At 62.3% G+C, this 25,930-nt stretch carries 28 protein-coding genes; 18 read left to right on the top strand and 10 right to left on the bottom strand.

Features of this window, described 5'->3' with window-relative positions; genetic code table 11:
* Window positions 1-14 precede the first annotated feature (14 nt).
* From AC1DYC_RS06645 to AC1DYC_RS06635, 3 genes are read right to left on the bottom strand one after another with little or no spacing between them, the layout of a single operon-like run.
* Window positions 15-1,025, bottom strand: a complete 1,011-nt coding sequence (locus tag AC1DYC_RS06645; protein ID WP_477404919.1) for a GNAT family N-acetyltransferase — start codon at window positions 1,023-1,025, stop codon at window positions 15-17.
* On the bottom strand, window positions 1,022-1,999 hold the full coding sequence (locus tag AC1DYC_RS06640; protein WP_477404917.1) for a hypothetical protein: 978 nt from the start codon (window positions 1,997-1,999) through the stop codon (window positions 1,022-1,024). Before AC1DYC_RS06640 ends, AC1DYC_RS06645 begins: the two co-directional genes overlap by 4 nt.
* Window positions 1,996-3,288, bottom strand: coding sequence for a glycosyltransferase family 4 protein (locus AC1DYC_RS06635; protein WP_477404915.1), 1,293 nt, complete (start codon window positions 3,286-3,288; stop codon window positions 1,996-1,998). Before AC1DYC_RS06635 ends, AC1DYC_RS06640 begins: the two co-directional genes overlap by 4 nt.
* Window positions 3,289-3,572: 284 nt before the next feature.
* Here AC1DYC_RS06635 and AC1DYC_RS06630 point away from each other — a divergent pair, with 284 nt between their 5' ends.
* Complete coding sequence (locus AC1DYC_RS06630) at window positions 3,573-4,445, top strand: VOC family protein (RefSeq protein ID WP_477404913.1); 873 nt, start codon at window positions 3,573-3,575, stop codon at window positions 4,443-4,445.
* Window positions 4,442-5,287, top strand: coding sequence for a 3-deoxy-8-phosphooctulonate synthase (gene kdsA / locus AC1DYC_RS06625; protein WP_477404911.1), 846 nt, complete (start codon window positions 4,442-4,444; stop codon window positions 5,285-5,287). Before AC1DYC_RS06630 ends, kdsA begins: the two co-directional genes overlap by 4 nt.
* Window positions 5,288-5,339: 52 nt before the next feature.
* On the opposite strand, the gene AC1DYC_RS06620 is transcribed toward kdsA, so the two are convergent.
* Window positions 5,340-6,008: a hypothetical protein gene (locus AC1DYC_RS06620; RefSeq protein WP_477404910.1), complete on the bottom strand. Its 669-nt coding sequence runs from the start codon at window positions 6,006-6,008 to the stop codon at window positions 5,340-5,342.
* Between the two features lie 145 nt (window positions 6,009-6,153).
* On the opposite strand from AC1DYC_RS06620, the gene AC1DYC_RS06615 reads away from it, so the two are divergent.
* Both AC1DYC_RS06615 and AC1DYC_RS06610 read left to right on the top strand, forming a co-directional pair.
* Window positions 6,154-6,357, top strand: coding sequence for a dodecin family protein (locus AC1DYC_RS06615; protein ID WP_027045027.1), 204 nt, complete (start codon window positions 6,154-6,156; stop codon window positions 6,355-6,357).
* A gap of 86 nt (window positions 6,358-6,443) precedes the next feature.
* Window positions 6,444-6,809, top strand: a complete 366-nt coding sequence (locus AC1DYC_RS06610; protein ID WP_477404908.1) for a PRC-barrel domain-containing protein — start codon at window positions 6,444-6,446, stop codon at window positions 6,807-6,809.
* Between the two features lie 69 nt (window positions 6,810-6,878).
* Here the strand turns inward: AC1DYC_RS06610 and AC1DYC_RS06605 are convergent, their stop codons facing one another.
* Window positions 6,879-7,001, bottom strand: a complete 123-nt coding sequence (locus AC1DYC_RS06605) for a hypothetical protein (RefSeq protein ID WP_023688444.1) — start codon at window positions 6,999-7,001, stop codon at window positions 6,879-6,881.
* Window positions 7,002-7,197: 196 nt separating this feature from the next.
* Window positions 7,198-8,487, bottom strand: a complete 1,290-nt coding sequence (locus AC1DYC_RS06600; RefSeq protein ID WP_477404906.1) for a glycoside hydrolase family 19 protein — start codon at window positions 8,485-8,487, stop codon at window positions 7,198-7,200.
* A 263-nt stretch (window positions 8,488-8,750) separates the two neighbouring features.
* Here AC1DYC_RS06600 and eno point away from each other — a divergent pair, with 263 nt between their 5' ends.
* Window positions 8,751-10,025: a phosphopyruvate hydratase gene (gene eno / locus AC1DYC_RS06595; protein ID WP_352586017.1), complete on the top strand. Its 1,275-nt coding sequence runs from the start codon at window positions 8,751-8,753 to the stop codon at window positions 10,023-10,025.
* 65 nt (window positions 10,026-10,090) lie between these two features.
* On the opposite strand, the gene AC1DYC_RS06590 is transcribed toward eno, so the two are convergent.
* Window positions 10,091-10,687, bottom strand: coding sequence for a gamma carbonic anhydrase family protein (locus AC1DYC_RS06590; RefSeq protein WP_477404904.1), 597 nt, complete (start codon window positions 10,685-10,687; stop codon window positions 10,091-10,093).
* Entirely contained in the window at window positions 10,684-11,271 is a 588-nt protein-coding gene (locus AC1DYC_RS06585; RefSeq protein ID WP_477404902.1) for a MarR family winged helix-turn-helix transcriptional regulator, read from the bottom strand. The genes AC1DYC_RS06590 and AC1DYC_RS06585 overlap by 4 nt, the downstream gene beginning before the upstream one ends.
* A gap of 139 nt (window positions 11,272-11,410) precedes the next feature.
* On the opposite strand from AC1DYC_RS06585, the gene AC1DYC_RS06580 reads away from it, so the two are divergent.
* The 10 genes from AC1DYC_RS06580 (at window position 11,411) to AC1DYC_RS06535 (ending at window position 20,364) form a co-directional block, all read left to right on the top strand.
* Window positions 11,411-11,734: an FtsB family cell division protein gene (locus tag AC1DYC_RS06580; protein WP_352558862.1), complete on the top strand. Its 324-nt coding sequence runs from the start codon at window positions 11,411-11,413 to the stop codon at window positions 11,732-11,734.
* 195 nt (window positions 11,735-11,929) lie between these two features.
* Window positions 11,930-12,976, top strand: coding sequence for a pyruvate dehydrogenase (acetyl-transferring) E1 component subunit alpha (pdhA, locus tag AC1DYC_RS06575; RefSeq protein WP_477404900.1), 1,047 nt, complete (start codon window positions 11,930-11,932; stop codon window positions 12,974-12,976).
* Window positions 12,977-12,991: 15 nt separating this feature from the next.
* Window positions 12,992-14,383: a pyruvate dehydrogenase complex E1 component subunit beta gene (locus AC1DYC_RS06570; RefSeq protein WP_477404898.1), complete on the top strand. Its 1,392-nt coding sequence runs from the start codon at window positions 12,992-12,994 to the stop codon at window positions 14,381-14,383.
* Between the two features lie 18 nt (window positions 14,384-14,401).
* Window positions 14,402-15,766 carry a pyruvate dehydrogenase complex dihydrolipoamide acetyltransferase gene (locus tag AC1DYC_RS06565; RefSeq protein WP_477404896.1) on the top strand — a complete coding sequence of 455 codons (1,365 nt, stop codon included), beginning with the start codon at window positions 14,402-14,404 and terminating at the stop codon, window positions 15,764-15,766.
* A 15-nt stretch (window positions 15,767-15,781) separates the two neighbouring features.
* Window positions 15,782-16,195: a hypothetical protein gene (locus AC1DYC_RS06560; RefSeq protein WP_477404894.1), complete on the top strand. Its 414-nt coding sequence runs from the start codon at window positions 15,782-15,784 to the stop codon at window positions 16,193-16,195.
* The gene (locus AC1DYC_RS06555; protein ID WP_477404892.1) at window positions 16,192-16,833 is read left to right on the top strand and encodes an SGNH/GDSL hydrolase family protein; all 642 of its coding nucleotides are present in this window, start codon (window positions 16,192-16,194) and stop codon (window positions 16,831-16,833) included. Before AC1DYC_RS06560 ends, AC1DYC_RS06555 begins: the two co-directional genes overlap by 4 nt.
* A 25-nt stretch (window positions 16,834-16,858) precedes the next feature.
* A complete protein-coding gene (gene lpdA, locus AC1DYC_RS06550; RefSeq protein WP_477404891.1) occupies window positions 16,859-18,307 on the top strand; it encodes a dihydrolipoyl dehydrogenase in 1,449 nt (482 codons plus the stop codon).
* 102 nt (window positions 18,308-18,409) lie between these two features.
* Window positions 18,410-18,667 (top strand): GlsB/YeaQ/YmgE family stress response membrane protein, encoded by a 258-nt coding sequence (locus tag AC1DYC_RS06545; RefSeq protein ID WP_477305455.1) that lies wholly within the window; start codon window positions 18,410-18,412, stop codon window positions 18,665-18,667.
* Window positions 18,668-18,875: 208 nt separating this feature from the next.
* Entirely contained in the window at window positions 18,876-19,841 is a 966-nt protein-coding gene (lipA, locus tag AC1DYC_RS06540) for a lipoyl synthase (protein ID WP_203278217.1), read from the top strand.
* Window positions 19,842-19,905: 64 nt separating this feature from the next.
* Window positions 19,906-20,364 (top strand): type II toxin-antitoxin system RatA family toxin, encoded by a 459-nt coding sequence (locus AC1DYC_RS06535; protein ID WP_477404889.1) that lies wholly within the window; start codon window positions 19,906-19,908, stop codon window positions 20,362-20,364.
* Here the strand turns inward: AC1DYC_RS06535 and AC1DYC_RS06530 are convergent.
* Entirely contained in the window at window positions 20,340-20,849 is a 510-nt protein-coding gene (locus AC1DYC_RS06530; protein WP_477404887.1) for a CinA family protein, read from the bottom strand. The two genes, AC1DYC_RS06535 and AC1DYC_RS06530, sit on opposite strands and share 25 nt — an antisense overlap.
* Window positions 20,846-22,069: a bifunctional 2-C-methyl-D-erythritol 4-phosphate cytidylyltransferase/2-C-methyl-D-erythritol 2,4-cyclodiphosphate synthase gene (locus AC1DYC_RS06525; protein WP_477404885.1), complete on the bottom strand. Its 1,224-nt coding sequence runs from the start codon at window positions 22,067-22,069 to the stop codon at window positions 20,846-20,848. Before AC1DYC_RS06525 ends, AC1DYC_RS06530 begins: the two co-directional genes overlap by 4 nt.
* A 140-nt stretch (window positions 22,070-22,209) precedes the next feature.
* Between AC1DYC_RS06525 and dusB the strand changes: the two genes are divergently transcribed.
* The 3 genes from dusB to ntrC are packed head-to-tail and all read left to right on the top strand — an operon-like array spanning window position 22,210 to window position 25,834.
* Entirely contained in the window at window positions 22,210-23,238 is a 1,029-nt protein-coding gene (dusB, locus tag AC1DYC_RS06520) for a tRNA dihydrouridine synthase DusB (RefSeq protein ID WP_477404883.1), read from the top strand.
* Window positions 23,235-24,380: a two-component system sensor histidine kinase NtrB gene (locus tag AC1DYC_RS06515; RefSeq protein ID WP_477404881.1), complete on the top strand. Its 1,146-nt coding sequence runs from the start codon at window positions 23,235-23,237 to the stop codon at window positions 24,378-24,380. Before dusB ends, AC1DYC_RS06515 begins: the two co-directional genes overlap by 4 nt.
* Window positions 24,377-25,834 carry a nitrogen regulation protein NR(I) gene (ntrC, locus tag AC1DYC_RS06510; RefSeq protein ID WP_112561769.1) on the top strand — a complete coding sequence of 486 codons (1,458 nt, stop codon included), beginning with the start codon at window positions 24,377-24,379 and terminating at the stop codon, window positions 25,832-25,834. The genes AC1DYC_RS06515 and ntrC overlap by 4 nt, the downstream gene beginning before the upstream one ends.
* The last annotated feature ends 96 nt before the right edge of the window (window positions 25,835-25,930 follow it).

Genomic DNA, 25,930 nt, shown 5'->3' with positions numbered 1-25,930 from the left:
ACCTCGCCCGTTTTTCACAAGCGGAATTCATACATCGGGCTGCGCGAACAGCCGAAGCCTGCCTTGAACGGCTCGTCGCCGATGGTGAAATCGAAAGATGTGCCGCCATCCACCGCCCACGCCGCCATGACACGGTCGAGTGCGACGCGGCCGGGAGAACGTCGGCTGTAGAGGGGGTAGTTGCAGGCGAGCAGAATGTAGCGAAAGCATCCGCCGTCGACCAACCCGAAGACAAGCGCGATGCAACCGTCTTCAGTGGCGAGGCGGTAGGTTCGCGCCAGTCCTGAGCATGCTCCCCTGGTGGCGACGTCGATGTAGAATTCCAGGCCGTGTGTCGTCTGCAACGGGTCACCGCGAAAGCGCCCTGCGCGGAAGTCGCGTGCCGCAACCATGGCCGAGCGAACATCCTGCGCTTGCACAAGCTCCAGCCGAAGCCCGCCTCTATCTGCCAGCCGGCGCGCCTTGCGGTCGAGAGTCGCAGCATGAAGCGTGCCGAGATTGGAGCGCCGCCATTCTGCGTAGGGAAAGCTGTAATCCACAGCGTGCGCACCGAAGTCGAGCGTCAAGGGTTCGGTTCCCAGGAGCAACCGCCATTGATGCACATGGTCGCGATGCACGGGCCCGATCGTCAGCCTGTGATGTGGGCCAAGGACATCGCGAAAGCACTGCACCGTTTCCGGCCCCGGCAAAGTGCCGTCGGCCATAACCGGGCAGGCATAGTCGGTCACGCCGAGAAAAGCGTATTCGATGCGGCTCAACCCATCCAGATCAGCGAGCCGGACCAGCGGCACGACAAGGCGAAGGTCGCCTTGGGCATCGCGGCCTGTCACCACGAGCGGTTTTGCGCCATGCGCTGGCGCCAGGTGACGGTAGAAGGCGGCAAGCCAGTCCGGGTGCTGGAAGGCTGACATTCGCGCCTGGCTGAACAGCCGGTGGTATTCCACCGAACCGAAATCGAAATGGTCGGTGACCTCGAATTTGAGTGACCGGCAGGCTGTCAGACCGGTGCGCCCGTGCAAGATCAAGCACGCTTCAGCCCCGTGAAAAGCCGCTTGAACATCTGCTGCCGCTGAAGGGCAGGGTCGTCGAGCACAATGCGGTCGTAGCTCGGCATGTTGATGGCGCGCAGCGCCCCGTACAACCTGTCCTCGGCAAGCCGCTGCGTCTCTATCCTGGCCGGATACGTCTCGCGATAGAGCGTGCGATGCGAGGCATGGTAGGGATTGGTGTTGATTTCGAAAATCTGCGGGCGCCCGTCCACCAGCGAGAAATCGGCGCGGCCATAGTCGATGCCGGCGAGATCGAAAGCCTGCCGCAAGACATCGTCGTACAGGTTGTCGGCAACGAAACGGCGCTCATTCTCGACGAAGTTGTCGAACATCGGATGGTCGAGCACACGCTGCTCGTCCTCCACATCTTTGGCCACCCAGCTGAAGTCGACGACATTGTGATGGGCAATCATACGGTATCCGACCCGATAGGTGGCAAAACGCTGCCAGACTCCGGGGCTGACCTCCTGGCCGGCGTACTCTATGACCAACTTGCCGGTCAGCGGAATCCCGTTCAGTTTCATCCGGTCGAGGGTTGCATCGAGCGCCTCCTGATCGGCGATCAGTTCGAGATCGCCCGAGAGGTGATCGAACTCGTTGCGGATAAACACGGGGAACGAATTCGGTCGCGGCAGGCTTTCGCAGCGCCAGGCCGAAAAGCCGTTGATCCCGGCCCTGTTGAGGGTCGTCAGCAACTCATAGCGGCTGTGCACGCGAGCCGGATGATTGAGCACTTGGGCGCCGCCTTGTTCGAGCTTGTTGGCAAGCTTCGCGGCCAGCGCGATCTCGAAGTTGGAGAGACGTTCGTGGTCGGTGAATATCCAGGTGCCGGAGCACAGTTCCTTCTGCCGGAACAGGCGCTCGTAGCTCCAGCGGCGCGCATTGCCCAGCTGGCGCACCAGATGCCGAACGGTATAGGCATGACTGCGCGTGGTGACGATGTTGATCAAGTCGCATCCGGCGAACCGCCGTCCTCCTGCAAAGCCAGCCTCGTTGCCAGACAGTGCGATCCATGGGGGGCGTCACTGAATATCGAGGCGTACAGGTCGAGGTTGAGTGCAACCGCCGAACCGATCGAGAAATCTCCGACCCGCCGGAGGCCGCGTTCGACTAAAATCTGCCGCGCTGCCTTGTCGGCGACGAGTTCCAGCGTTCGGTCGACAAGCTCCGCGCACTGGCCTTCCGGCACCAGTGCCAAAGCCGGCGGCGAGCCGGCGACATCGGCGACGCCGCCCACGGCATAAGCGACGGCAGGGACACCGGCGGCCATCGCCTCGAGCAGGACGCTGCCCAGCACCTCGCGTCGCGACGGCAGGATCATGACGTCGGAAATCCTGAGCGCCTTCTTTACCTCGGCCGGCTCCAGGAAACCGGTGATGGCCCAGGCGTCGGGCCGGGCGATCGCCGTAAGCGCCGTTTCAAGCTTGCGCCGGTCGGGACCGTCGCCGCAGATCAGCACGAACAAGCCTTGTTCGGACAGTCGCTCGACAAAGGCTGGCAAATCCTGCCAGCCTTTTTCGGCACTGATGCGGCCGATGAAGCTGACGACCGGCCGGTCAGCAGGAATAGCATGTTCGGTGCGCAACGCCTGTAGCGCCTCGTGAGCGATCGGGCTTTGAAAGGCTGCAGCGTCGACCGCGTCGGCAATGACCGGCACCTTCCTGCGATCGAGCCCCATCTCGGCTGCGATCTCCCGGCCATATCGTTCGGTCAAGGCAATAACCCGGTCGGCGGCGTGCAAGGCCTTTTGCTCCACCCAGCGTGTCACGTCATAAGGCTTGCCCTTAAGCCGCAGCGCTTCCTGAAGACCCGACCACAGCGGCGTGTTCATCGACACGACAAGCGGGATGTTCAACCAGCTGACGAGGAGAGCGATCGCTCTGCACCAGATGGAATGGTTGAAGTGGATGTGGACGACGTCATAGCGGGTACGGGCGCGAAAAAGCTCCGGCAGCGCCGCCAGAAACCAGGTGAAGCAGAGCAAGGGGCCGGCCATCATCTCAGGCAGCCAGCAGCCGGCGCATGTGACGCGCATCCTTGGCGACAGCTGCACTTGCCTCGGGCTGCCCGGAATGTAGGTGGTGAGAACGGTCTGGGAGACGCCCGCCCGGTCCATGCCTTGCGCGATGGTCCAGGTCTGGTTCTGCAGCCCGCCGACCGGGTCGAAAGCCGCCGGCCATGTGCCGGGGCGATAGAAATGCGGCGTGATCCGCAAGATCCTGAACGTGCTGCCCGTCATCTATCGCTCAATCCACAAGTCCAAACGGGCCAGAAATTCAAACGGGGGCAACGGTTGCCATTCGAAAACCGAATCGCACTTCAGCGCCTTTTCACCCAAAGCGAGACTGCCGACATCTCCCGCGCGGGGGATGCCGTCGCGCCAGCTTGGCTTCCGGTTTGCGTAAAATTCCAGGAAACCGTCCAGGAATCGCATGCTTCATCATGGGCGGACGCGGCCGCGATCCGAACGCCAGCGGCAGAAACGCTTGAACCAATTTCCGGAATGATGCACACCGCGCCGGCATGATCAGCAAACCCCATCCGCTTGACCATCTGGTGCTGCCGACGGCGAGCCTCGCTGTGGCGCGGGCGCGGCTGGCATCGCTTGGCTTCATCGTCGCGCCGACCGGCATTCACCCTTTCGGCACCGAAAATTGCTGCGTGTTTTTCGCCGACGGCACCTATCTCGAACCGCTCGCGGTCGGCGACGAGCAAGCAGCGGCAAGGGCGATTGCCGATGGCAATGTCTTTGTCGCGCGCGACCAGCTCTATCGCACCAGTCTGGGTGATGAGGGCTTTTCCGCTGTGGTGGTAGGCACCGGCAATGCCGATGACGATCATGCGCGCTATGTCTCGGCCGGCCTGTCGGCGGGAAATAGCTTGAGCTTTTCGCGAGCCTTCTCGGATACGGCCGGAAAGAGCGATGTGGCGTCGTTCAAGCTGGCTTTCGCTTCCAGCGCCGGCTCAACGGACGCTTTTCTGTTTGCCTGCGAGCGGATCAATGCGCCAAAGATCGACCGCTCGGCCCTGCAGGCCCATGCCAATGGCGTGTCCGGCATTGCCGAAATCGTGGCGGTCAGCGATGCGCCTTCCACGCAAATCAGCCTGATCTCGACTGTGGCAGGCATGAAGCAGGAGAGCGGCGCGGTCTTCGACCTGCCGAATGCGTGTCTGACCGTTCTCGATCCTGGGGCTTTCACCGCGCGCCTCGGCATTGCGGCCGGCGCGCCGACAGACCTTCGTTTCGCGGCAATCGTCTTTTCGGTCCGCAGTGCCGATGCCACGGCGACGCTGCTTGCAGCCAACGCCATCCAGCACGATATAGCGGGCAACGAAATTGTCGTGCAGCCGGCATCCGGGCAGGGCGCGGCTTTTATCTTCCGGGAGATCAAATGAACAAGCCCCTGTCACCGAATTCGTCGGTAACCGTCGGCAACGTCGTCTTCGACAACCATGCAGCCCTAGCGCTGATCGCCGGCCCATGCCAGTTCGAATCGCGCCAGCATGCCTTCGACATGGCCGGCGCGCTAAAGGAATTGACCGGCAAGCTCGGCATCGGCCTCGTCTACAAGACCAGCTACGACAAGGCCAACCGCACCTCGCTGTCGGCGACGCGCGGCGCCGGGATGGATGCAGCACTTCCGGTCTTCGACGAACTGCGCAAGGAATTTGCGCTTCCCATTCTGACCGACGTCCACACCGAGGAGCAGTGTGCGATCGTGGCACCCCATGTCGATGTGCTGCAGATCCCTGCCTTCCTGTCGCGGCAGACCGACATGCTGGTCGCCGCCGCCAGGACCGGCAAGGTGATCAACGTCAAGAAGGGCCAGTTCCTCGCCCCCTGGGACATGAAGAACGTCGTCGCCAAGATCACCGGCTCCGGCAACGCCAATGTGCTCACCACCGAGCGCGGCGCTTCCTTCGGCTACAACACACTGGTGTCGGACATGCGGGCTTTGCCGGTGATGGCCGAGATCGGCGCGCCGGTGATTTTCGATGCCACTCATTCGGTGCAGCAGCCGGGCGGGCAGGGCGGTTCTTCCGGCGGCGAGCGCCGCTTTGTCGAAACGCTGGCCCGTGCTGCCGTGGCCGTCGGCGTCGCCGGCGTCTTCATCGAGACCCATCAGGATCCGGACAATTCGACCTCCTCCGACGGTCCGAACATGCTGCCGCTGAAGGACATGCCGGCTCTGCTCGAAAGACTGATGGCCTTCGACCGCATCGCCAAGGGCCACTAAAGCATCCTGGCGGGTGCGATGCGTCGGCGCCGGGACATCAGTTGTTCTGGCCTTATCGCCTCATGTCGATCGCGAAGACCGCGTAGTAGTCGACGCCCGGCATCGGCGCCGTGACGGTCAGTATCCAGCGCACATTGCCGTGCTGGCGCTCGTAAACCGGCGGTCCGTTCGATGGCAGCGCATCGGCCGGAATTGCGAAGGCGAACGGGATGCCCACGCTCGACTGCACCGAACCGCGCGGAACGACGAGCTTTTCCTCGAATTTGAGCTCTTCCTTGTAGGTCGATTTGTCCCCGGCGATCGTATTCACTGCCGGTCCGCCGACGCGGTAGGTGCGGATGCATCGCAATTTGACGATGTAGTCGCCGGATGGAGCCAGATCGCGGCTCGACCGCAGCAGGCCTTGGAAGCGTCCGCCGGATTTTGCCGGGCCCGCCTCTAGAGTCGTCGCGCCAAACTTGCGCACGCGCAGCGTGTCGCGGATCGCCTTCAGCAATGCGTAGAGCCCGATGGCCGCAAACACGACCGGGACGAAGACAAGAGGATTGAATTCGCGGTCGGTGACATTGAAATTGAGCGGCAGTTCGAAATACCACGGGATCAGGACGGCGATCAGCAGCATGGCGCCGGCGAAGAAGTAGCCGCTGGACGCATTCGCGGCATTGGCGTCGACCACAGGCGGCTGCGCCGCTGCTGGCTGCTGACTGCGCCTTCGGGCCATTGCCGCCTCACCAAACAACGGGACGTTGTTTCAATGACATGCCGGGCGGCAGCGTGACAATGCCCCTTGGGCGCCGACGCTTGTGGAAGGCATAAGCCGGCTGTAGGCTCCTCCTCGCAAATGAGCGTCTTGGCAGGAGGAAGCCATGTCTGTTGCCCGCGTCACCGAAATCACGTCGTCGTCAAAGAAGAGCTTTCAGGACGCCATCGAGAAGGGAATTGCGCGCGCCTCAAAGACCCTGAAGAACGTCGAAGGCGCCTGGATCCAGGACCAGAAGATCGTCGTCGAGGACGGCAAGATCGCGGCCTATCGCGTCAACATGAAGGTGACGTTCATCCTCGCGGAATGACCGTCTAACGTTTTCAAAAAATCGGGAACTTTCGCCCGCGCGCCTCATTGTCAAAGTACCATCAACGACAATGAGGAGCATCTGACATGACCACTCAAACAGGCCACACCGAAGCCATCGCCGCTTCGCGCGTCATCGGCACGTCGGTCTATAACACCGAAGGCAAGAGCATCGGCAGCATCGAGGACATCATGCTCGACAAGACGTCGAACGGGATCATGTTCGCGGTGATCGGGTTTGGTGGCTTCCTCGGCATTGGCGAGAAGTATCATGCCATTCCGTGGGCAAGCCTCGACTATGACGAGGATAAGGGCGGCTACGTCGTGCCGTTTTCCAAGGACCAGCTGAAGGCGGCTCCGTCCTATTCGATCAATGAACTGGCCGGCGCCGATGGCGAGACCGCGCGTGACGCTTCGTATGACTATTACAAGGTCAGGCCCTACTGGCATTGATCAGCAGCACTGATGGCTGACGTGAAAAGGCCCCGAGATCGGGGCCTTTTCAGTGCAACAGGACGGTTCCTATTCTGCGGCGTAAAGCGTCGACAGTTGCGTTGCCGCCTTCGGCGGCTGCTGGGTGTCGCATGACGTCAGGAACGCCGCCGCGATCAGGAACAAACTCACGATACCGCTCAACTCGGACATGGCGAAACTCCTCCTGTTTCGCCCCGCGCGGCAGCATCCTAATCGACGCCTCGATTGTTGCTCGTGAATTATCGTGACGCCATGTTGTCGAACGTGATCGGGGCATGCTCAAGCGAGCAGCCCGGCATGCTCAAGCGAGCAGCCCGGCATGCTCAAGCGAGCAGCCCGGCATGCTCAAGCGAGCAGCCCGGCATGCTCAGCCGAGCAGTCCGGCATTCTTTACCGCCTTGAAGATCTTGTCATGCCAGGCAATCCGGTCCGCCTCGCCATTGGCTGGAGTGGTGGAATTGGCGTTGCCGACATTGATGGCGCGCGAAATCTTGCGAATCTGGCCGGCATCGGCAAAGGCATTGCAGCCTGACTCCTTCCATTCGGCGCAGGCGGCGAGCAAGGAAATCTGCGGATCCTCGATCAGCTCAGGATGACCGGCCAGGTCGACCTTGGCGAGTTTGCCCTTGGCTGTGTAGGCGTTTCGTCCGGTGGTCTGGAACGTGCCACCGCCGCGAAAATTGAACCCGTCCAACGTCCCTTTCACATTGCCCATGCGGCCGCCATAGGCCCAGTCGCCCAGAGCTTGAGGTTTGCGCAGCAGGTTGTCCTCGATCCATTGATCGGTCCTGCCGGCAGCTCGCGATTTCCACGCCTTCCGGATCGCGGCCACGGTCGTGTAGGTCAGGGATTCGCGGATGAGCGTGAAGCCGCCCGTTTCCATTGCCGCTTGCGCGAAGAAATGCATCAGCCTGTCGTAGTTAGCCGACACGCCATAGTCGCCAAGCGTCTTCAGCCCTTTGTCGGAGGTGAAGGCGCCGATGTAGCCATCATAGACCGTTTGCCTGGAGCCGCTTGCAGGCCGCCCCGCGAATTTCTGGAAGACCGCCGCAGGCAGGCCTTTCCTGGGGTCAGCCGGGACTGCCTCCATTGTCGCGTCGACGCTGTCGGCCGACAACATTGGTTCGCCGTCGACAACAACAAAAGCATTGGGAATTTTCTTGCCGTTGGTTGCCGGAAAAGCGTCGCCGGCGAAGGCCTTCAGATCATTGATGAGGGTGATCGCACGCGCCCGGCTCTCGACGAAATCCATGTCGGAAAGCGGACCATCCAGCTTCTTGGTCGGATTGATGCAGCCGACACCGGAGAGGAAGTCGTCGCCCGGCTGGATGAAGATTTCGCTCCGCTCATTGGCGTTAAGCACTTCAAGTCCTGGTTTGGGCGACGCCTTGCCGCTTGTGTAGCCGTACGTTGCATGGTGCTCTCCCGCAGACGTCGCCAGCGGGTAGGTGCCGGCTTCGAGGCGCCTGTTGGGGTGGGAATTGTCGCCCGGGCCTCGCGACTCACAGACGAACCCCGCCAGGCCCGGCAAGCCTTTTGCCGGCGCCCCGTTGTGAAAGACCTGGTAGGTTCCAACCGTCCTGTACCTGGTGCCTCGCACGTGTTCGACTTGCCGGGTGATAAGCAATTCCCAGCCATTACCTGATATCGTCGCCATTGCCGCCTCCCAGGGAGGTCAAGATATTGATTTTTATTTCTGTCGTCAAATACTGATGCAGCAGATCCGGCGCCATTATTTGGGGTATAGCCGCATTGCTGTGTGAGGCGTCGACCAGCGCGTCTTTCTGAAGCTCAAGTCACGGCGAGGTGAGCCCGGTCGGTGGCGGCTGTCACTATTATTTCATGCCATTCCTGATTGCCTTTTGCGGCACTTTGGCTAAGAGGGGCGCGACGCTTCATCGATCAATCGGGGACATCGCAATGACCGCCATCATCGACATTATCGGGCGTGAAATCCTGGATAGCCGTGGAAATCCGACCGTCGAGGTCGACGTCGTTCTCGAAGACGGCTCGATGGGCCGTGCAGCGGTGCCATCGGGCGCCTCGACCGGCGCGCATGAGGCCGTTGAGCTGCGCGACGGCGGCGCCCGCTATCTCGGCAAGGGCGTGCTGAAGGCAGTCGAGGCCGTCAATGGCGAGCTGTTCGAGGCGATCGGCGGCATGGAAGCCGAAAACCAGATCCACATCGACCAGACCATGATCGAGCTTGACGGCACCCCCAACAAGAGCCGGCTCGGCGCCAACGCCATTCTTGGCGTGTCTCTGGCAGTGGCCAAGGCGGCCGCGGAAGCCGCCGGCCTGCCGCTCTACCGCTATGTCGGCGGCACCAAGGCCCATCTGCTGCCAGTGCCGATGATGAACATCATCAATGGCGGCGCGCATGCCGACAACCCGATCGATTTCCAGGAATTCATGATCCTGCCGGTAGGCGCGCCGACGCTGCGCGAAGGCGTGCGCTGGGGTTCGGAAATCTTCCACACGCTGCGCAAGAAGCTCAAGGATGCCGGCCACAACACCAATGTCGGTGACGAGGGCGGTTTTGCCCCGAACCTGAAGAGCGCGCCGGTGGCGCTCGATTTCATCATGGAATCGATCGAGAAAGCCGGCTTCAAGCCGGGCGAGGAGATCGCGCTCGGCCTCGATTGTGCGGCGACCGAATTCTTCAAGGACGGCAACTACGTCTATGAAGGCGAGAAGAAGACCCGCGATCCCAAGGCGCAGGCCAAATACCTGGCCAAGCTTGCCGCCGACTATCCGATCATCTCGATCGAGGACGGCCTGGCCGAGGACGACTGGGAAGGCTGGAAATACCTGACTGATTTGATCGGCAAGAAGACGCAACTGGTCGGCGACGACCTCTTCGTCACCAACACGGCGCGTCTGCGCGACGGCATTCGCATGGGCGTCGCCAATTCGATCCTGGTCAAGGTCAACCAGATCGGCTCGCTGACCGAGACGCTCGACGCCGTCGAGACCGCGCACAAGGCCGGCTACACCGCCGTCATGTCGCACCGTTCGGGTGAAACCGAGGATTCGACCATCGCCGATCTCGCGGTCGCCACCAATTGCGGGCAGATCAAGACCGGTTCGCTGTCGCGCTCCGACCGCATGGCCAAGTACAACCAGCTGATCCGCATCGAGGAAGAGCTGGGCAAGCAGGCACGCTATGCCGGCAAGTCGGTGGTGAAAAGCTGATCCGGGCAATTTGCAAGAGAGGGTGGGGCGGTTATTTCGCCCGCGCCTGCTGCGGCGGAAACCGCTTAAGCGCTTTCCGTGCGATGGACGCCTAGGGCCACTGAGAGATTTGCAGTGATTTCCTGCATTGCATGCGCCGAGTTTCGGTCGACAGCGTAGACGAAGCCTGGGAAATCGAGCGGTTTCTGGTGAGACCAGATCGCCTCATGCTGGTCCGGAGGCAGGATCTGAGCCGGATCGCCAACGGCAATCCAGCCGATCGGTACGACCGTACCAGCTTCGAGGCGGGTACGCAGGTGAACGATGCCATTGATGCGGACTTCCGATCCGCGCCCTATGTGCGCACCATGGAAAACCGCCGCGCCAGTAGCGATAAAAACTTCATCGCCGACTTCTGCGCCCACCACGTGGCTGTTGGGGCCAACAAGGCAATAATTCCCGATAGTACAAGGATGACTTGCCGTGGCCCGGATGACTGCATTTTCCAACACGATACAGTTGCGGCCAATGCGGATCGTTCCACCAGCCTCCGCCACAAGGCGGGCGCCATGCATGATCCGGCTGCCAGCGCCAATGACGACATTGCCGCATATTGTGGCATCCGAGGCGACCCAAGCATCGGTATCGATCGCAGGCGAATGCCCCGCATAAGAAATGATCATCGCTCGCTTCCCTTTCTGTCGATTTCAGCCGCGCGGCAGCCGATCGGGCAAACCTCAGGTCCGCAAAGATCGTGCTCGCAGAGGCGACACGTTGTTCTGGCGAAAGCACGGGAAGTGGTCGCCCCGGCAAGAATCTCGTCCAGCATGGAAATAAAGCGCCGCCGCTCATCGGGCTGCAGCACAGACAGCAATCCGTCGAGCGCGGAGAGCCGTAGAGCCTGCATCTCCTTTACCTGTGCGTGGCCAGTCTCCGTCAGCGTCAGCGGAGTCACGCGACCCTGCGGTTTGCCACGAATTATCAGCGCCTGCCGTTCCAATCCGTCGATCAAACGCACGGCAGTCGGTTGACTGACGCCGACAACCTCGGCCACTTCCGTCGTCGTCAACCCCGGTTTGAAGTGCAGCATCGACAGCACCGCTGCCGCGCTCGGTGAAAGGTCTCTCAAGGACGCTTCCGTCCTGTCGCGAATCATGGCGCCGAGCGCCCCGACTTTGTTGGCGTCTAACAAATGCATAGCGCATGCATACATATTGTTTCGAGGGGACGTCAACCGCTTTTCGCGTATCTTGCCGGGCTGGGTCATTGCCCGCTCGCCAAATTCAACCGTCCGTAACCGTCCATTAAGCACAATCGGGCGAGATAAGACGGTCAGAGCATGATCCCGAAAAGTGGGAACCGGTTTTCGGAAAAGGTCATGCTCCAACAAAAGTTGGATTGCGACCATGTGGACACGTCAGCACAAGCAGAGAAACACCGGCCGGCTGATCATCCCGTCGCTGTGCGTGGCGTTCCTGGCCTATTTCGGCTTCCATGCCTATCACGGCGAGTTCGGCATCTATTCCAAATACCAGCTCGAAGCGCAGACCGTCGAATTGCAGGCCAAGTACGATGCCATCAAGGCGCGCCGGGTCGATCTGGAGCGGCGTGTCCAGCTGATGCATGAGGGCACGCTGGAGAAGGATATGCTTGACGAGCAGGCGCGCCGGGCGCTCAATCTGTCCCAGGCGGATGAAATCACCATCATGCTGCCGGCGAATTCGAAATAACTGAATTCCAGTTAATCGCTGTTATATCAAATGATTCTAACCGTTTAGACGCATGCCAGCCATGCATTTTTCTGCATGGCGAAACGCGTTCTCGCATGTTAGCCTCGCTTTAATCGGTGGGGAGGAACTGATCCTCCCCAGAGCAGACTTGATCTGCTTTAGTGTCCGCAAAGAGACGCCAACAGGGAGTGATGCATGGCCACCGCCGCCAAAAAAGCGCCTGCCAAATCCGTCAAATCGACATCCGCCAAATCCACGGGACTTTCCGCCCCAAAGCCAGCTGAATTCACCAAGGACGAGGAGCTTGCCGCCTACCGGCACATGCTGCTCATCCGCCGCTTCGAGGAGAAGGCCGGCCAGCTCTACGGCATGGGCTTCATCGGCGGCTTCTGCCACCTCTATATCGGCCAGGAAGCGGTCGTCACCGGCATGAAGATGGCGTTGATCGACGGTGACCAGATGATCACCGCCTATCGCGACCACGGCCACATGCTGGCGATGGAGCTTTCCCCGCGCGGCGTCATGGCCGAACTGACAGGACGCCGCGGCGGCCTGTCCAGGGGCAAGGGCGGCTCAATGCACATGTTCTCCAAGGAGAAGCATTTTTACGGCGGCCACGGCATTGTCGGCGCGCAGGTGTCGCTCGGCACCGGTCTCGCCTTCGCCAACCGCTACCGCGACAACAACAATGTCTCGCTGACCTATTTCGGCGATGGTGCTGCCAATCAGGGCCAGGTCTATGAAAGCTTCAACATGGCCTCGCTGTGGAAGCTGCCGGTGATCTACATCATCGAGAACAACCGCTACGCCATGGGCACTTCGGTGTCGCGCTCATCGGCCGAAACCAATTTCTCGCATCGCGGCGCCTCGTTCAAGATTCCCGGCATCCAGGTCGACGGTATGGATGTTCGTGCGGTCAAATCCGCCGGCGATCAGGCGACCGAATGGTGCCGCGCCGGCAACGGGCCGATCATCCTCGAAATGCAGACCTATCGCTACCGCGGCCACTCGATGTCGGACCCGGCGAAATATCGCTCGAAGGAAGAAGTGCAGAAGATGCGCTCCGACCATGACCCGATCGAACAGGTCAAGGCGCGGCTGACAGCCAAGAAGTGGGCAAGCGAGGACGAACTCAAGACCATCGACAAGGAGGTCCGCGACATCGTCGCCGACGCCGCCGAATTTGCCCAGCACGACGCAGAGCCGGATCCGTCCGAGCTCTGGACCGACATCGTATTGTAACGGGAGGGCAAGGACATGCCGATCGAAATTCTCATGCCCGCTCTCTCGCCGACGATGGAAGAGGGCAATCTTTCCAAGTGGTTGAAGAACGAAGGCGACAAGGTTGTCGCCGGCGACGTCATCGCCGAGATCGAAACCGACAAGGCGACGATGGAAGTCGAGGCGGTCGATGAAGGCACGATTGCCAAGATCGTGGTTCCGGCCGGCACCGAAGGCGTCAAGGTCAACGCGGTGATCGCCGTGCTGGCGGTCGACGGCGAAGATGTCGACAAAGCCGGCGAAGGCATCGGCGAGGAGCCCGCCAAGGCTGAAGCAGCCACACCCGCGCCGGCGCCCGTCGCGGCCAAGAGCGAGGCCGCGGCACCTGTCGCGGCGGCGCCGAAGACGGAAGTTGCCGCCGATCCGGATATTCCCGCGGGCACCGAGATGGTTTCGACCACGGTGCGCGAAGCCCTGCGCGATGCCATGGCCGAGGAAATGCGCCGCGACGGCGATGTCTTCGTCATGGGCGAGGAGGTTGCCGAGTACCAGGGCGCCTACAAGATCACGCAAGGCCTGCTGCAGGAATTCGGGCCGCGCCGTGTTGTCGACACACCGATCACCGAACACGGCTTTGCCGGTGTCGGCGTCGGTGCGGCAATGGCAGGCCTCAAGCCGATCGTCGAGTTCATGACCTTCAACTTCGCCATGCAGGCGATCGACCAGATCATCAACTCCGCCGCCAAGACGCTCTATATGTCGGGCGGTCAGATGGGCGCGCCGATCGTCTTCCGCGGACCGAACGGTGCTGCCGCCCGCGTCGGCGCCCAGCACTCGCAGTGCTACGCCGCCTGGTACAGCCACATCCCCGGCCTGAAAGTGGTGATGCCGTATACGGCGGCCGACGCCAAGGGCCTGCTCAAGGCGGCGATCCGCGACCCGAACCCGGTCATCTTCCTCGAGAACGAAATCCTCTACGGCCAGTCCTTCGACGTGCCGAAGCTCGACGATTTCGTGCTGCCGATCGGCAAGGCGCGCATTCACAAGCAGGGCAAGGACGTCACCATCGTCTCGTTCGGCATCGGCATGACCTACGCGATCAAGGCCGAAGCAGAGCTGCGCGGCATGGGCATCGACGCCGAGATCATCGATCTCAGGTCCATCCGTCCACTCGACCTCGACACCGTCATTGCCTCGGTGAAGAAGACCAACCGCCTGATCGTGGTGGAAGAGGGTTTCCCGCAGAGTTCGGTCGGCGACCACATCGCCAACCAGGTGTCGCAGCGCGCCTTCGATTTCCTCGACGCGCCGGTCATCACCATCGCCGGCAAGGACGTGCCGATGCCCTATGCGGCGAACCTCGAAAAGCTGGCTTTGCCCAATGTCGGCGAGGTCATCGAGGCGGTCAAAGCCGTCACGTATCGCTGAGCCGGTCGGGAGGACATCATGCCAATCAACATCACCATGCCGGCGCTCTCGCCCACGATGGAAGAGGGCAATCTTTCCAAGTGGTTGGTCAAGGAAGGCGACAAGGTTTCGCCGGGTGACGTGATCGCCGAGATCGAGACCGACAAGGCGACGATGGAAGTCGAAGCTGTCGATGAGGGCACGGTCGCCAAGCTGGTCGTTCCCGCCGGTACCGAAGGCGTTAAGGTCAATGCGCTGATCGCCATTCTGGCTGGAGAAGGCGAGGATGCCGGTGCCGCGGCAAAGGGCGGCGGCGCTGCCGCTCCCAAGGCTGAAGCTCCGAAAGCCGAAGCGCCAAAGGCCGAAGCGCCAAAGCCGGCAGCCGCTGCCGCGGCGCCTGCCAAGGCGGAAGCCGCTCCGGTTGCCAATGGTCACGCCGATGGCGAACGTACCTTCGCCTCGCCGCTGGCCCGGCGCATCGCCAAGGACGCCGGCGTCGACGTGTCCGCCGTGACCGGCACCGGCCCGCATGGCCGTGTCGTCAAGGCCGATGTCGAGGCAGCGATTGCCGGTGGCGGCGCCAAGGCGGCACCGGCTGCGAAGGCACCCGCCGGCGCCCCTGCGCCAACTGCTCCGGCTGCGGCACCCAAGGCAATGTCGGACGAGCAGGTGCTGAAACTGTTCGCAGAAGGCTCCTACGAGCTCGTCCCGCACGACAATATGCGCAAGACCATTGCGCGGCGGCTGGTCGAGGCCAAGTCGACCATTCCGCATTTCTACCTGACGCTCGACTGCGAGCTCGATGCGCTGCTGGCGCTGCGCACGCAGTTGAATGCCGCTGCTCCGACGAAGAAGACCGACAAGGGCGAGGCGCCTGTCTACAAGCTCTCGGTCAACGACATGGTGATCAAGGCGATGGCGATGGCGCTGATGGCGGTGCCGGATGCGAACGCATCGTGGACCGATACCGCCATGGTCAAGCACAAGCATGCCGATGTCGGCGTCGCCGTGTCGATCCCCGGCGGCCTGATCACGCCGATCATCAGGCATGCCGACGAAAAGACGCTGTCCACCATCTCCAACGAGATGAAGGATCTGGCGAGCCGCGCCCGCAGCCGCAAGCTGAAGCCCGAGGAATATCAGGGCGGCACGACGGCGGTGTCCAATCTCGGCATGTTCGGCATCAAGGACTTTGCCGCGGTCATCAACCCGCCGCATGCGACAATCCTGGCGGTGGGTGCCGGCGAGCAGCGCCCGGTGGTCAAGAACGGCGAGATCAAGATCGCCAACGTCATGTCGGTGACGCTGTCGACCGATCACCGCGCCGTCGACGGTGCGCTCGGCGCCGAACTTCTGGTCGCGTTCAAGCGCATGATCGAAAACCCGATGGGCATGCTGGTCTAGGAAGGGAAAAGGGCGGTGCGGAAATTCTTCACCAGCCTTTTTGCCCTGATCCTTTCCGGCCTGGCCGGCGGGCTGGTGGCGATGTGGCTCGCAATCGCCACCAATGCGGACTCGGAATACATCCTTGTCTTCATGCTGTCGGCGCTGGTCGCCATCGTCCTCACGGTCGTGTTCTTCATCGCCCAGTTCATGTCGGATCCGCAAAGGGCGGTAAATCTTACGGCGCTTGTTGCGGTGGCCCTCTTCGTGGTCATCGGGATTGGCCTGATTGCCTGGACCTTCTCGCAGCCGCCGGGAAAAGCCCAGTGGTCAGGCGATTTTCGCTTTGGCGCCGGCCTGGTTTTGCCTGGCATCGCTACCGTGCTGGTGCAGTGGTTGTTCGTGAGATGGCGCGTGCGGCGCGGGCTTAAGGCGGAGGCAAGTGCATGAAGACGATCCTCTGCTACGGCGATTCCCTGACCTGGGGCTATGATGCGGCGAGCCTAGGTCGCCATGCCCTGGAAGACCGCTGGCCGAGCGTGCTCAAGGCGGCGCTGGACGACGACGATATCGAGGTCATCGCCGAAGGTCTGAACGGCCGCACCACGGCGTTCGATGACCACCTGGCCGGAGCAGACCGCAACGGCGCCAGGCTTTTGCCGACGATCCTGACCAGCCATGCGCCGATCGACCTGATCGTCATCATGCTCGGCGCCAATGACATGAAGCCTTGGATCCACGGCAATCCGGTTGCGGCCAAGCAAGGCATGCAGCGCTTGATCGATATCGTGCGTGGCCATGACTATCCGTTCGACTGGGATGCGCCGCAGATCCTGCTCGTGGCGCCGCCGGCGGTCAGCCGCACGGACAATGCCGAATTCAAGGAAATGTTTGCCGGCGGCGACGAGGCCTCGAAGCGGCTGGCGCCGCAATATTCGATCCTCGCCGACGAGGCCGGCTGCGGCTTTTTCGATGCCGGAACCGTGGCCACGACCACACCGCTCGACGGCGTTCACCTCGATGCGGAAAACACGCGCAATATAGGTGAGGCATTGGCGCCATTGGTGCGCGTGATGCTGGAACTGTAGACAAAGACAATCAGGGAGAAACCCCGTGGCAGAATCCTACGACGTCATCATCATCGGCTCCGGCCCCGGCGGCTATGTCACGGCGGTGCGTTCCGCCCAGCTTGGCTTCAAGACGGCGATCGTCGAGCGCGAGCATCTCGGCGGCATCTGCCTCAACTGGGGCTGTATCCCGACCAAGGCGCTGCTGCGCTCGGCCGAGATCATGCATTATTCCGACCATCTCAAGGACTACGGGCTGAAGCTCGAAGGCGGCAAGGTCAGCGCCGATACGGCCGCCGTGGTCGACCGCTCGCGCAAAGTGTCGTTGAGGCTGAATGGCGGCGTCGCCTTCCTGATGAAGAAGAACAAGGTCGATGTCATCTGGGGTCAGGCCAAGCTGTCCAAGCCGGGCGAGATCGTCGTCTCCAAGACGGCCAAGAAGCCGATGGAGCCGCAGCCGCCGGTGCCGAAAGGCGTCAAGGGCGAGGGCACCTACACCGCCAAGCACATCATCCTCGCCACCGGCGCCCGGCCGCGCGCGCTGCCCGGCATCGAGCCGGACGGCAAACTGATCTGGACCTATTTCGAGGCCATGGTGCCGAAGGAAATGCCGAAGTCGCTGCTGGTGATGGGCTCGGGAGCCATCGGCATCGAATTCGCCTCCTTCTACCGCACCATGGGCGCGGAAGTGACCGTGGTCGAGCTGTTGCCGGCGGTGATGCCGGTCGAAGACGCCGAGGTCTCGAAATTCGCGCAAAAGCAGTTCGAGAAGCAGGGGATGAAAATCATCCTCGAAGCCAAGGTGACCAAGGTCGAGAAGGGCGCGAATTCCGTCACCGCGCATGTCGAGATGAAGGACGGCAAGGTCGAGAAGATCACCGCCGACCGCATGATTTCGGCCGTCGGCGTGCAGGGCAACATCGAGAATCTCGGCCTCGAGACGCTCGGCGTGAAGACGGATCGCGGCTGCGTCGTCGTCGATGGCTACGGCAAGACCAATGTTCCCGGCATCTACGCCATCGGCGATGTCGCCGGACCGCCGATGCTCGCCCACAAGGCCGAGCATGAGGGCGTGGTGTGCATCGAGAAGATCGCCAATTTCCCCGGCGTGCATGCCACCGACAAGCTGAAGATCCCGGGCTGCACCTACTGCAACCCGCAGGTCGCTTCCGTCGGCCTGACCGAAGCCAAGGCGAAAGCCGAAGGCAAGGACATCCGGGTCGGTCGCTTCCAGTTCGGCGCCAACGGCAAGGCGATCGCGCTCGGCGAGGACCAGGGTTTCATCAAGACCATCTTCGACAAGAAGACCGGTCAGTTGCTTGGCGCGCATATGGTCGGTGCCGAGGTGACGGAGCTGATCCAGGGCTTTGTCGTGGCGATGAACCTCGAAACCACCGAGGAAGAGCTGATGCACACCATCTTCCCGCATCCGACGCTGTCGGAGATGATGAAGGAAAGCGTGCTTGATGCCTATGGGCGTGCGCTCAACGCATGATAAATTGCTGCCGCGAGACTCAGACGCATGCGCCGGAGGAACCTTGCGGCAAGACAGTTCGTTTCCGGATGCATTTTCACCTGACACTGGAGGAGTTGGCATATGGACGTGAATGGCGTGGGCTGGATTGCAGCCATCATCATCGGCGGCTTGGCCGGGTGGCTGGCCGAGATGGTGATGAAGAGCAACACCGGCATCTTGATGAACATCATTATGGGTATTGTCGGCGCGGTGGTGCTGAACGCCATTCTCAGAGCCCTCAACATCGAGCCCTTCGGCGTCGGCTGGCTCGCCTATCTGATCACCGGCTTCATCGGCGCCTGTCTGCTGATCTTCGCAGGGCGGGTCATACGCCGATAAAACGGCTCGCCGTTTTATCTGCTTCTTCAGACGCAATTCCGGACGGAAAACCGTGTCACACTTTTCCTGGAATTGCTCTGGAAAACCGCTATGCGAAAAAGGCTGTGGCGGCATGCGCTGCCGCGGCCTTTTTCTTTGCCCCGAAAAGTCTTAAGTGACGTTCTAAAGGCGAACGCCGACGGGCGGACGCCAACAAGTCAGGTTTGAGATGGTCACTGTTCTCGACACGATCGCCAACGCGCCGCGCCTGCGGCACCCCGAGAAGGCCCACAAGCCCGACCAGGACGTGCTGCGCAAGCCCGACTGGATCCGCGTCAAGGCGCCGGTGTCCAAGGGCTATGCCGAGACGCGCGAGATCGTAAAGTCGCACAAGCTGGTGACGGTGTGCGAAGAGGCCGGTTGCCCCAATATCGGCGAATGCTGGGAAAAGAAGCACGCCACCTTCATGATCATGGGCGAGATCTGCACGCGCGCCTGCGCGTTTTGCAATGTCGCCACCGGCATCCCGACCGCGCTCGATGCCGATGAGCCGGCGCGCGTCGCGCACGCCGTCAAGCAGATGGGGCTGACCCATGTCGTCATCACCTCGGTCGACCGCGACGATCTCGCCGATGGCGGTGCGCAACACTTCGCCGAGGTCATCCGCGCCATCCGGGCGGCAACGCCCTTGACCACGATCGAAATCCTGACGCCCGATTTCCTGCGCAAGGAAGGCGCACTGGAGATCGTCGTGGCGGCCAAGCCAGACGTCTTCAACCACAATCTCGAAACCGTGCCGTCGAACTATCTGACGGTGCGGCCCGGTGCGCGCTATTTCCACTCGATCCGGCTGTTGCAGCGGGTCAAGGAGCTTGATCCGTCGATCTTCACCAAGTCAGGCATCATGGTCGGCCTCGGCGAGGAGCGGAACGAGATCCTGCAGCTGATGGACGATCTGCGGTCGGCCAATGTCGACTTCATGACCATCGGCCAGTATCTGCAGCCGTCGAAGAAGCACCACCCGGTGATCCGCTTCGTGACGCCGGAGGAGTTCAACTCCTTCGCGACGATCGGCAAGACCAAGGGGTTCCTGCTGGTGGCGTCGAGCCCGCTGACGCGCTCCTCGCATCATGCCGGCGACGATTTCGCCAGGCTGCGGGCGGCGCGCGAGGCGCAGCTCAAAAAAGCCAGCTAATCCTGCTCTAAGTGATGCATGTCGTTTTCTCAAAACCGGGGCCACTTTTGAGCGACATGCATTAATGCCCAAATTCGAAGCCACTCGCCGCGTTGCCCACACGCCGGAGCAGATGTTCGCGCTGGTCGCCGATATCGAGACCTATCCTGAATTTCTGCCGCTTTGCGAAGCGCTGACGGTGCGCTCGCGCAAGGAGCGTGACGGCCGCACCATTCTCGTCGCCGATATGAGCATCGGCTACAAGGCGATCCGCGAGACTTTTACGACGCAGGTTCTGTTGAAGCCGGACGAGAACACCATCGACGTCAAATACATCGATGGGCCATTCAAATATCTGAGCAATATCTGGCGCTTCGAGCCGGCCGACGGCGGCTGCAGCGTCCGCTTCTTCATCGACTACGAGTTCAAGAGCCGCATTCTCGGCGCGTTGATGGGCACCATGTTCGACCGCGCCTTCCGCATGTTTTCCGAAGCGTTCGAGAAACGCGCCGACATCATCTACGGAACGACGCCTGTTTCCTGAGTGTCGCCAAGCGCACGCAGGCCGATCTCCAGCGCGTGCCTGACCGTCTCGCGGCGGATGAAATCGCGGCCATTGTCGGCAAACATATTGAGCTCTGCAGCCACCGGCCCGCCCTTGAGCGCTACCCCGAACCAGACCAGGCCGACCGGTTTTTCCGGCGAGCCGCCGCCCGGGCCGGCTATACCGGTGACGGCAAGCGCCAGCCCGGCGCGCGAGTGCGTGAGCGCGCCCGCCGCCATCTCCAGAACCGTTTCGCGCGAGACGGCGCCATGCGCTTGAAGCGTAGCTGCAGAGACGCCGAGCATCTCCATCTTGGCTTCGTTGGAATAGGTGATGAGGCCGCGATCGACGACGGCGGACGAGCCGGCAATGTCGGTGAGGGCGGCAATGATCATGCCGCCGGTGCAGCTTTCGGCGGTCGCCAGCATGATGCCGCGCTGCTGGCAGGCCTGGAGCAGGGCGCTTGCGAGGTCGCTGTTGGTCATGCCGGGACGTCCCCAGGGAAGACGACGCTTGCCGTGGCGATGGCCGCAATGCCTTCCTCGCGGCCGACAAAGCCGAGCTTTTCGTTGGTCGTCGCCTTGATCGAAATGCGGTCGCCGGAAATGCCAAGCATCGCCGACAACGCCTTGGTCATGGCCTCGCGATGCGGGCCGACGCGGGGCGCTTCGCAGATCAGCGTGATGTCGGCATTGGCGATGCGCCCGCCGCGTTCGCGCACCAGCTTTGCCGCATGTTCGACGAAGATTTTTGAAGCCGCGCCCTTCCATTGCGGATCGGAAGGCGGGAAATGTGTGCCGATGTCGCCGGCGCCGCAGGTGGCAAGCAGCGCGTCGGTCAGCGCATGCAGGCCGACATCGGCATCCGAATGTCCCGACAGCTTTTTGCCGTGCGGAATGGCGACGCCGCACAAGGTGACGTGGTCGCCAGGTTCGAAGGCGTGCACGTCGTAGCCATTGCCGGTGCGGATGTCGGGGAAACGTTCGCCGGTAAGCCGCTGGTCCGCCATCGCAATATCCCTTGCCCAGGTGAGTTTGACATTGTCCGGCGACCCCTGGACGATTTTCACCGGAATATGTGCCCATTCGGCGATCGCGGCATCGTCGGTGAAATCCGACTTGCCGAGATGATGGGCCTTTTCGTGTGCCGCGAGCAGTGGCCAGAACGGAAAGCCTTGCGGCGTCTGTGCAGCATGAAGGCCGGCACGCGGCACCGTCTCCTCGATCATGCCGGTGGCTGATTCGCGCTTCAGCGTGTCGGCGACGGGCAGCGCCGGCAGCCCACCCTGGCGCTCGCCAATGGCCGCGATGGTGCGGTCGATCAGGGCTGCGTCGACAAACGGCCGCACCGCATCGTGCACCAGGACGCGGGACGGCGCTTGGTCTCTCAGCGCCAGCAACCCGAGCCGGACCGAGGCTTGGCGCGATTCACCGCCGACGACAGTGGTAAGCCGCTCAGCGTGCACGCCGGCCGCCTTGTCGAAAAGCGCGCGGTCGTCCGCATGGATGGCGACGACGACTGGGCCAATCTCAGGGTGCGCCAGGAACGTCTCCAGCGTGCGCGCAATGACGGCGCGGCCGCCGATGCGCTGATATTGCTTCGGCCCGTCGGCTTGCCCGGCACGCGCGCCGCGGCCGGCGGCGACGATGACCAAGCCGACCTTGCCTTCGTCGCCCATAGCCCGATTTTCACTTGTGTCTGTCATTGCGATTGGTGGTAGTCGGGGTAAAAGCCGAAGGCCAGCATTTTCCCAAATGCGCCGCAATGTGACGTCATTGCGCGTTGCACAATGCCTTTCTTATGGCTAGAGAATGTGCAGCAATCCGATATGCTTGGTTTTTGTGCATGCCTGAAGTGACCAAATTGGCTTTGCCGCTCGATGTCGGCGGCGTGACGATACGCAATCGCGTCTTCCTCGCGCCGATGTCGGGAATAACGGACGAGCCGTTCCGGCAGCGCGCCTACGCGCATGGCGCAGGCCTGGTCGTGTCGGAAATGGTGGCGAGCGGCGAGCTCGCCAAAGGCAGGGCCGGCTGCGACTTGCGCATTCGTCATTCCGGGCTGCCTGTCCATATGGTTCAGCTTGCCGGCCGCGAGGCTGTGCACATGGCCGAGGGCGCGCGCATCGCCGCCGGCGAGGGCGCCGACATCATCGACATCAATATGGGCTGCCCGGCCAAGAAGGTGACCGGCGGCTATGCCGGCTCGGCGCTGATGCGCAATCTCGACCACGCACTGTCACTGATCGAGGCGGTGGTCGGCGCGGTCCAGGTGCCGGTCACGGTCAAGATGCGGCTCGGTTGGGACGAGAATGCGCTGAACGCGCCGGCTCTGGCGCACCGCGCCGAAGAAGCCGGCGTCAAAATGGTGACCGTGCATGGCCGCACGCGCTGCCAGTTTTATCAAGGGAAGGCCGACTGGGGCGCGATTGCCCGGATCAAGGACGCTGTCTCGATCCCGGTCGTCGCCAATGGCGATGTCGGTTCGCCGGCGGAGGCTGCCGAGATCCTCGAACAGTCGGGCGCCGATGCGGTGATGATCGGCCGCGCGCATTACGGCGCGCCGTGGATAGCAGGCCGTATCGCCTCGACGGCAGCGGGCGAGGCACTCTCCGGTGTGCCGGACAGGCCGGAAGCCATGGCCGACTACATTGCCACTCATTACGAGGACATGCTGACGCTCTACGGCGTCGAAAGCGGCCTGCGCCAGGCGCGCAAGCATCTCGGCTGGTATCTCGACCGCCACGCCGCCGGCGTCACTGACGACCGGCGCAAAGCCATCCTCACCTCGTTCGAGCCTGCCCGCGTCATTGCCCTGCTGCGCGAGGTGTTTACCGGCGAAGGCGACGCCGCACCCTTGCGGAGCGCTGCATGAACGCCTCCGTCGCACCCGGCGCCGAGATGGCGGATGCCGCCAGTATCGTGCTCAATACCATCCGCCGCCCGGTGATCATGGTCGATCCGGACGGCTTCATCACCTACGCCAATGCCGATGCGGAAGACTTCTTCCGCTCCAGCGCCAATATGCTTGCCCGCAACACGCTCTCGAAGCTGATCCCGTTCGGCAGCCCGCTGCTACAGCTGGTCGACCAGGTGCGCGAGCGCCGCGCGCCGGTCAATGAGTACCGTGTCGACGTGTCGTCGCCCCGTCTCGGCATCGAGAAGGTCGTCGATCTCTACGTCGCGCCGGTGCCGGAATTCCCGGGTTCGGTCGTGGTGATGTTCCAGGAACGGTCGATGGCCGACAAGATCGACCGGCAGATGACACATCGCGGTGCGGCGCGTTCGGTCACCGGCCTTGCCGCCATGCTGGCGCATGAGATCAAGAACCCGCTGTCGGGCATACGCGGCGCGGCCCAGTTGCTCGAACTCTCGGCTTCCGACGAGGATCGGGCGCTGACCCGGCTGATCACCGACGAGACCGACCGCATCGTGTCGCTGGTCGACCGCATGGAGGTGTTTTCCGATGAGCGGCCGATCGACCGCTATCCCGTCAACATTCACGTCGTGCTGGATCACGTAAAGGCGATCGCCAAGAACGGTTTTGCCAAAAGAATCAGGATATTGGAGGATTATGATCCATCATTGCCTCCGGTTTTTGCCAACCGCGATCAGTTGATCCAGGTGTTTCTCAACCTGGTCAAGAACGCCGCGGAAGCGATCGGCGGCGACCCGCAAGGCGAGATCGTGCTGTCGACGGCGTTCAGGCCGGGCATTCGCGTTTCCGTGCCGGGAACGCAGGACCGTGTGTCACTGCCGCTGGAATTCTGCGTGCGCGACAATGGGTCGGGCGTTTCGGAAGACATCCTGCCGATCCTGTTCGACCCGTTCATCACCACCAAGCCGAACGGCTCGGGGTTAGGCCTGGCGCTGGTGGCGAAAATCGTCGGCGAGCATGGCGGCATTATCGAATGCGATTCGACGCCGCGCGGCACCACCTTCCGCATCCTGATGCCGGCCTGGAAAGAGACACCGATCGACACTGCCGATGATGAAGGCGAAGGAGACCGCAAATGACGGTTCGCGGCAATATTCTCGTCGCCGACGACGATGCGGCCATCCGCACCGTGCTCAACCAAGCGCTGTCGCGCGTCGGCCATGAGGTGCGCGTGACCTCCAACGCCTCGACGCTGTGGCGCTGGGTAGCGGCCGGCGAGGGCGATCTGGTCATCACCGACGTGGTTATGCCTGATGAAAACGCCTTCGACATGCTGCCGCGCATCAAGAAGGCGCGGCCCGAACTGCCGGTCATCGTGATGAGCGCGCAAAACACCTTCATGACGGCGATTCGTGCTTCCGAAACAGGTGCTTATGAGTATCTTCCGAAGCCGTTCGACCTGACCGAGCTGCTCAGCATCGTCAACCGGGCGCTGTCAGAGCCGCGGCGTCCGAAGATCGATACGCGGCCCGACGAACAGCCCGACGCGATGCCGCTGGTCGGCCGCTCTGCGGCCATGCAGGACATCTATCGCATGCTGGCGCGCATGATGCAGACCGACCTGACGGTGATGATCTCGGGCGAATCCGGCACCGGCAAGGAACTGGTGGCGCGCGCGTTGCACGAATATGGCCGCCGCCGCGGCGGTCCGTTCGTCGCCATCAACATGGCGGCGATCCCGCGTGACCTCATCGAATCGGAACTGTTCGGCCACGAGAAGGGCGCCTTCACCGGGGCGCAGAACCGCTCCACCGGCCGCTTCGAGCAGGCGGAGGGCGGCACGCTGTTCCTCGACGAGATCGGCGACATGCCGATGGAGGCGCAGACACGGCTGCTGCGCGTGCTGCAGCAGGGCGAATACACCACGGTCGGCGGGCGCACGCCGATCAAGACCGATGTGCGTATCGTCGCCGCCACCAACAAGGACCTGCGCACGCTGATCAATCAGGGGCTTTTCCGCGAGGATCTGTTCTATCGGCTGAACGTCGTGCCGCTGCGGCTGCCGGGCTTGCGTGAGAGGTCGGAAGACATTCCCGATCTGGTGCGGCATTTCTTCAAGATCGGCGCCAGCGAAGGCCTGCAGACCAAGCGCATTTCGACTGGCGGCATCGAATTGATGAAGCGCTATCCCTGGCCGGGCAATGTGCGCGAACTGGAAAACCTGGTGCGCCGGCTTGCCGCGCTCTACTCGCAGGACGAAATATCCGCCGAGATCATCGAAGCCGAGCTGAAGACAGGCGAAAGGCCGGTCGTTCCCGGGGGCGGCAATTTGATCCCGGACGATCTGTCCATCGGCCAGGCGGTGGAGCACTTCCTGCAGCGTTACTTCGCCTCTTTCGCCGGCGAATTGCCGCCGGCCGGCCTCTATCAGCGCATCCTGTCCGAGGTCGAATATCCGCTGGTCCTCGCTTCCATGACGGCAACACGCGGCAACCAGATCAAGGCGGCCGAATTACTGGGCCTGAACCGCAACACCCTGCGCAAGAAGATTCGCGAACTCGGGGTCAACGTCTACAAATCGTCGCGGTCGTGAGCGCGCACCGCTTGAAGTGACGCGAGGTCATCCCCTTTTCAGGGGATCGGCGGCCGAAAGATTTCCGTCACGGCCACACTTGTTGCATAATCGCCA

It is taken from the genome of Mesorhizobium sp. P2_E7, assembly GCF_056403855.1.
The sequence above is the reverse complement of the archived record's forward strand: the minus strand, read 5'-3'. Positions and strand labels throughout refer to the sequence as shown.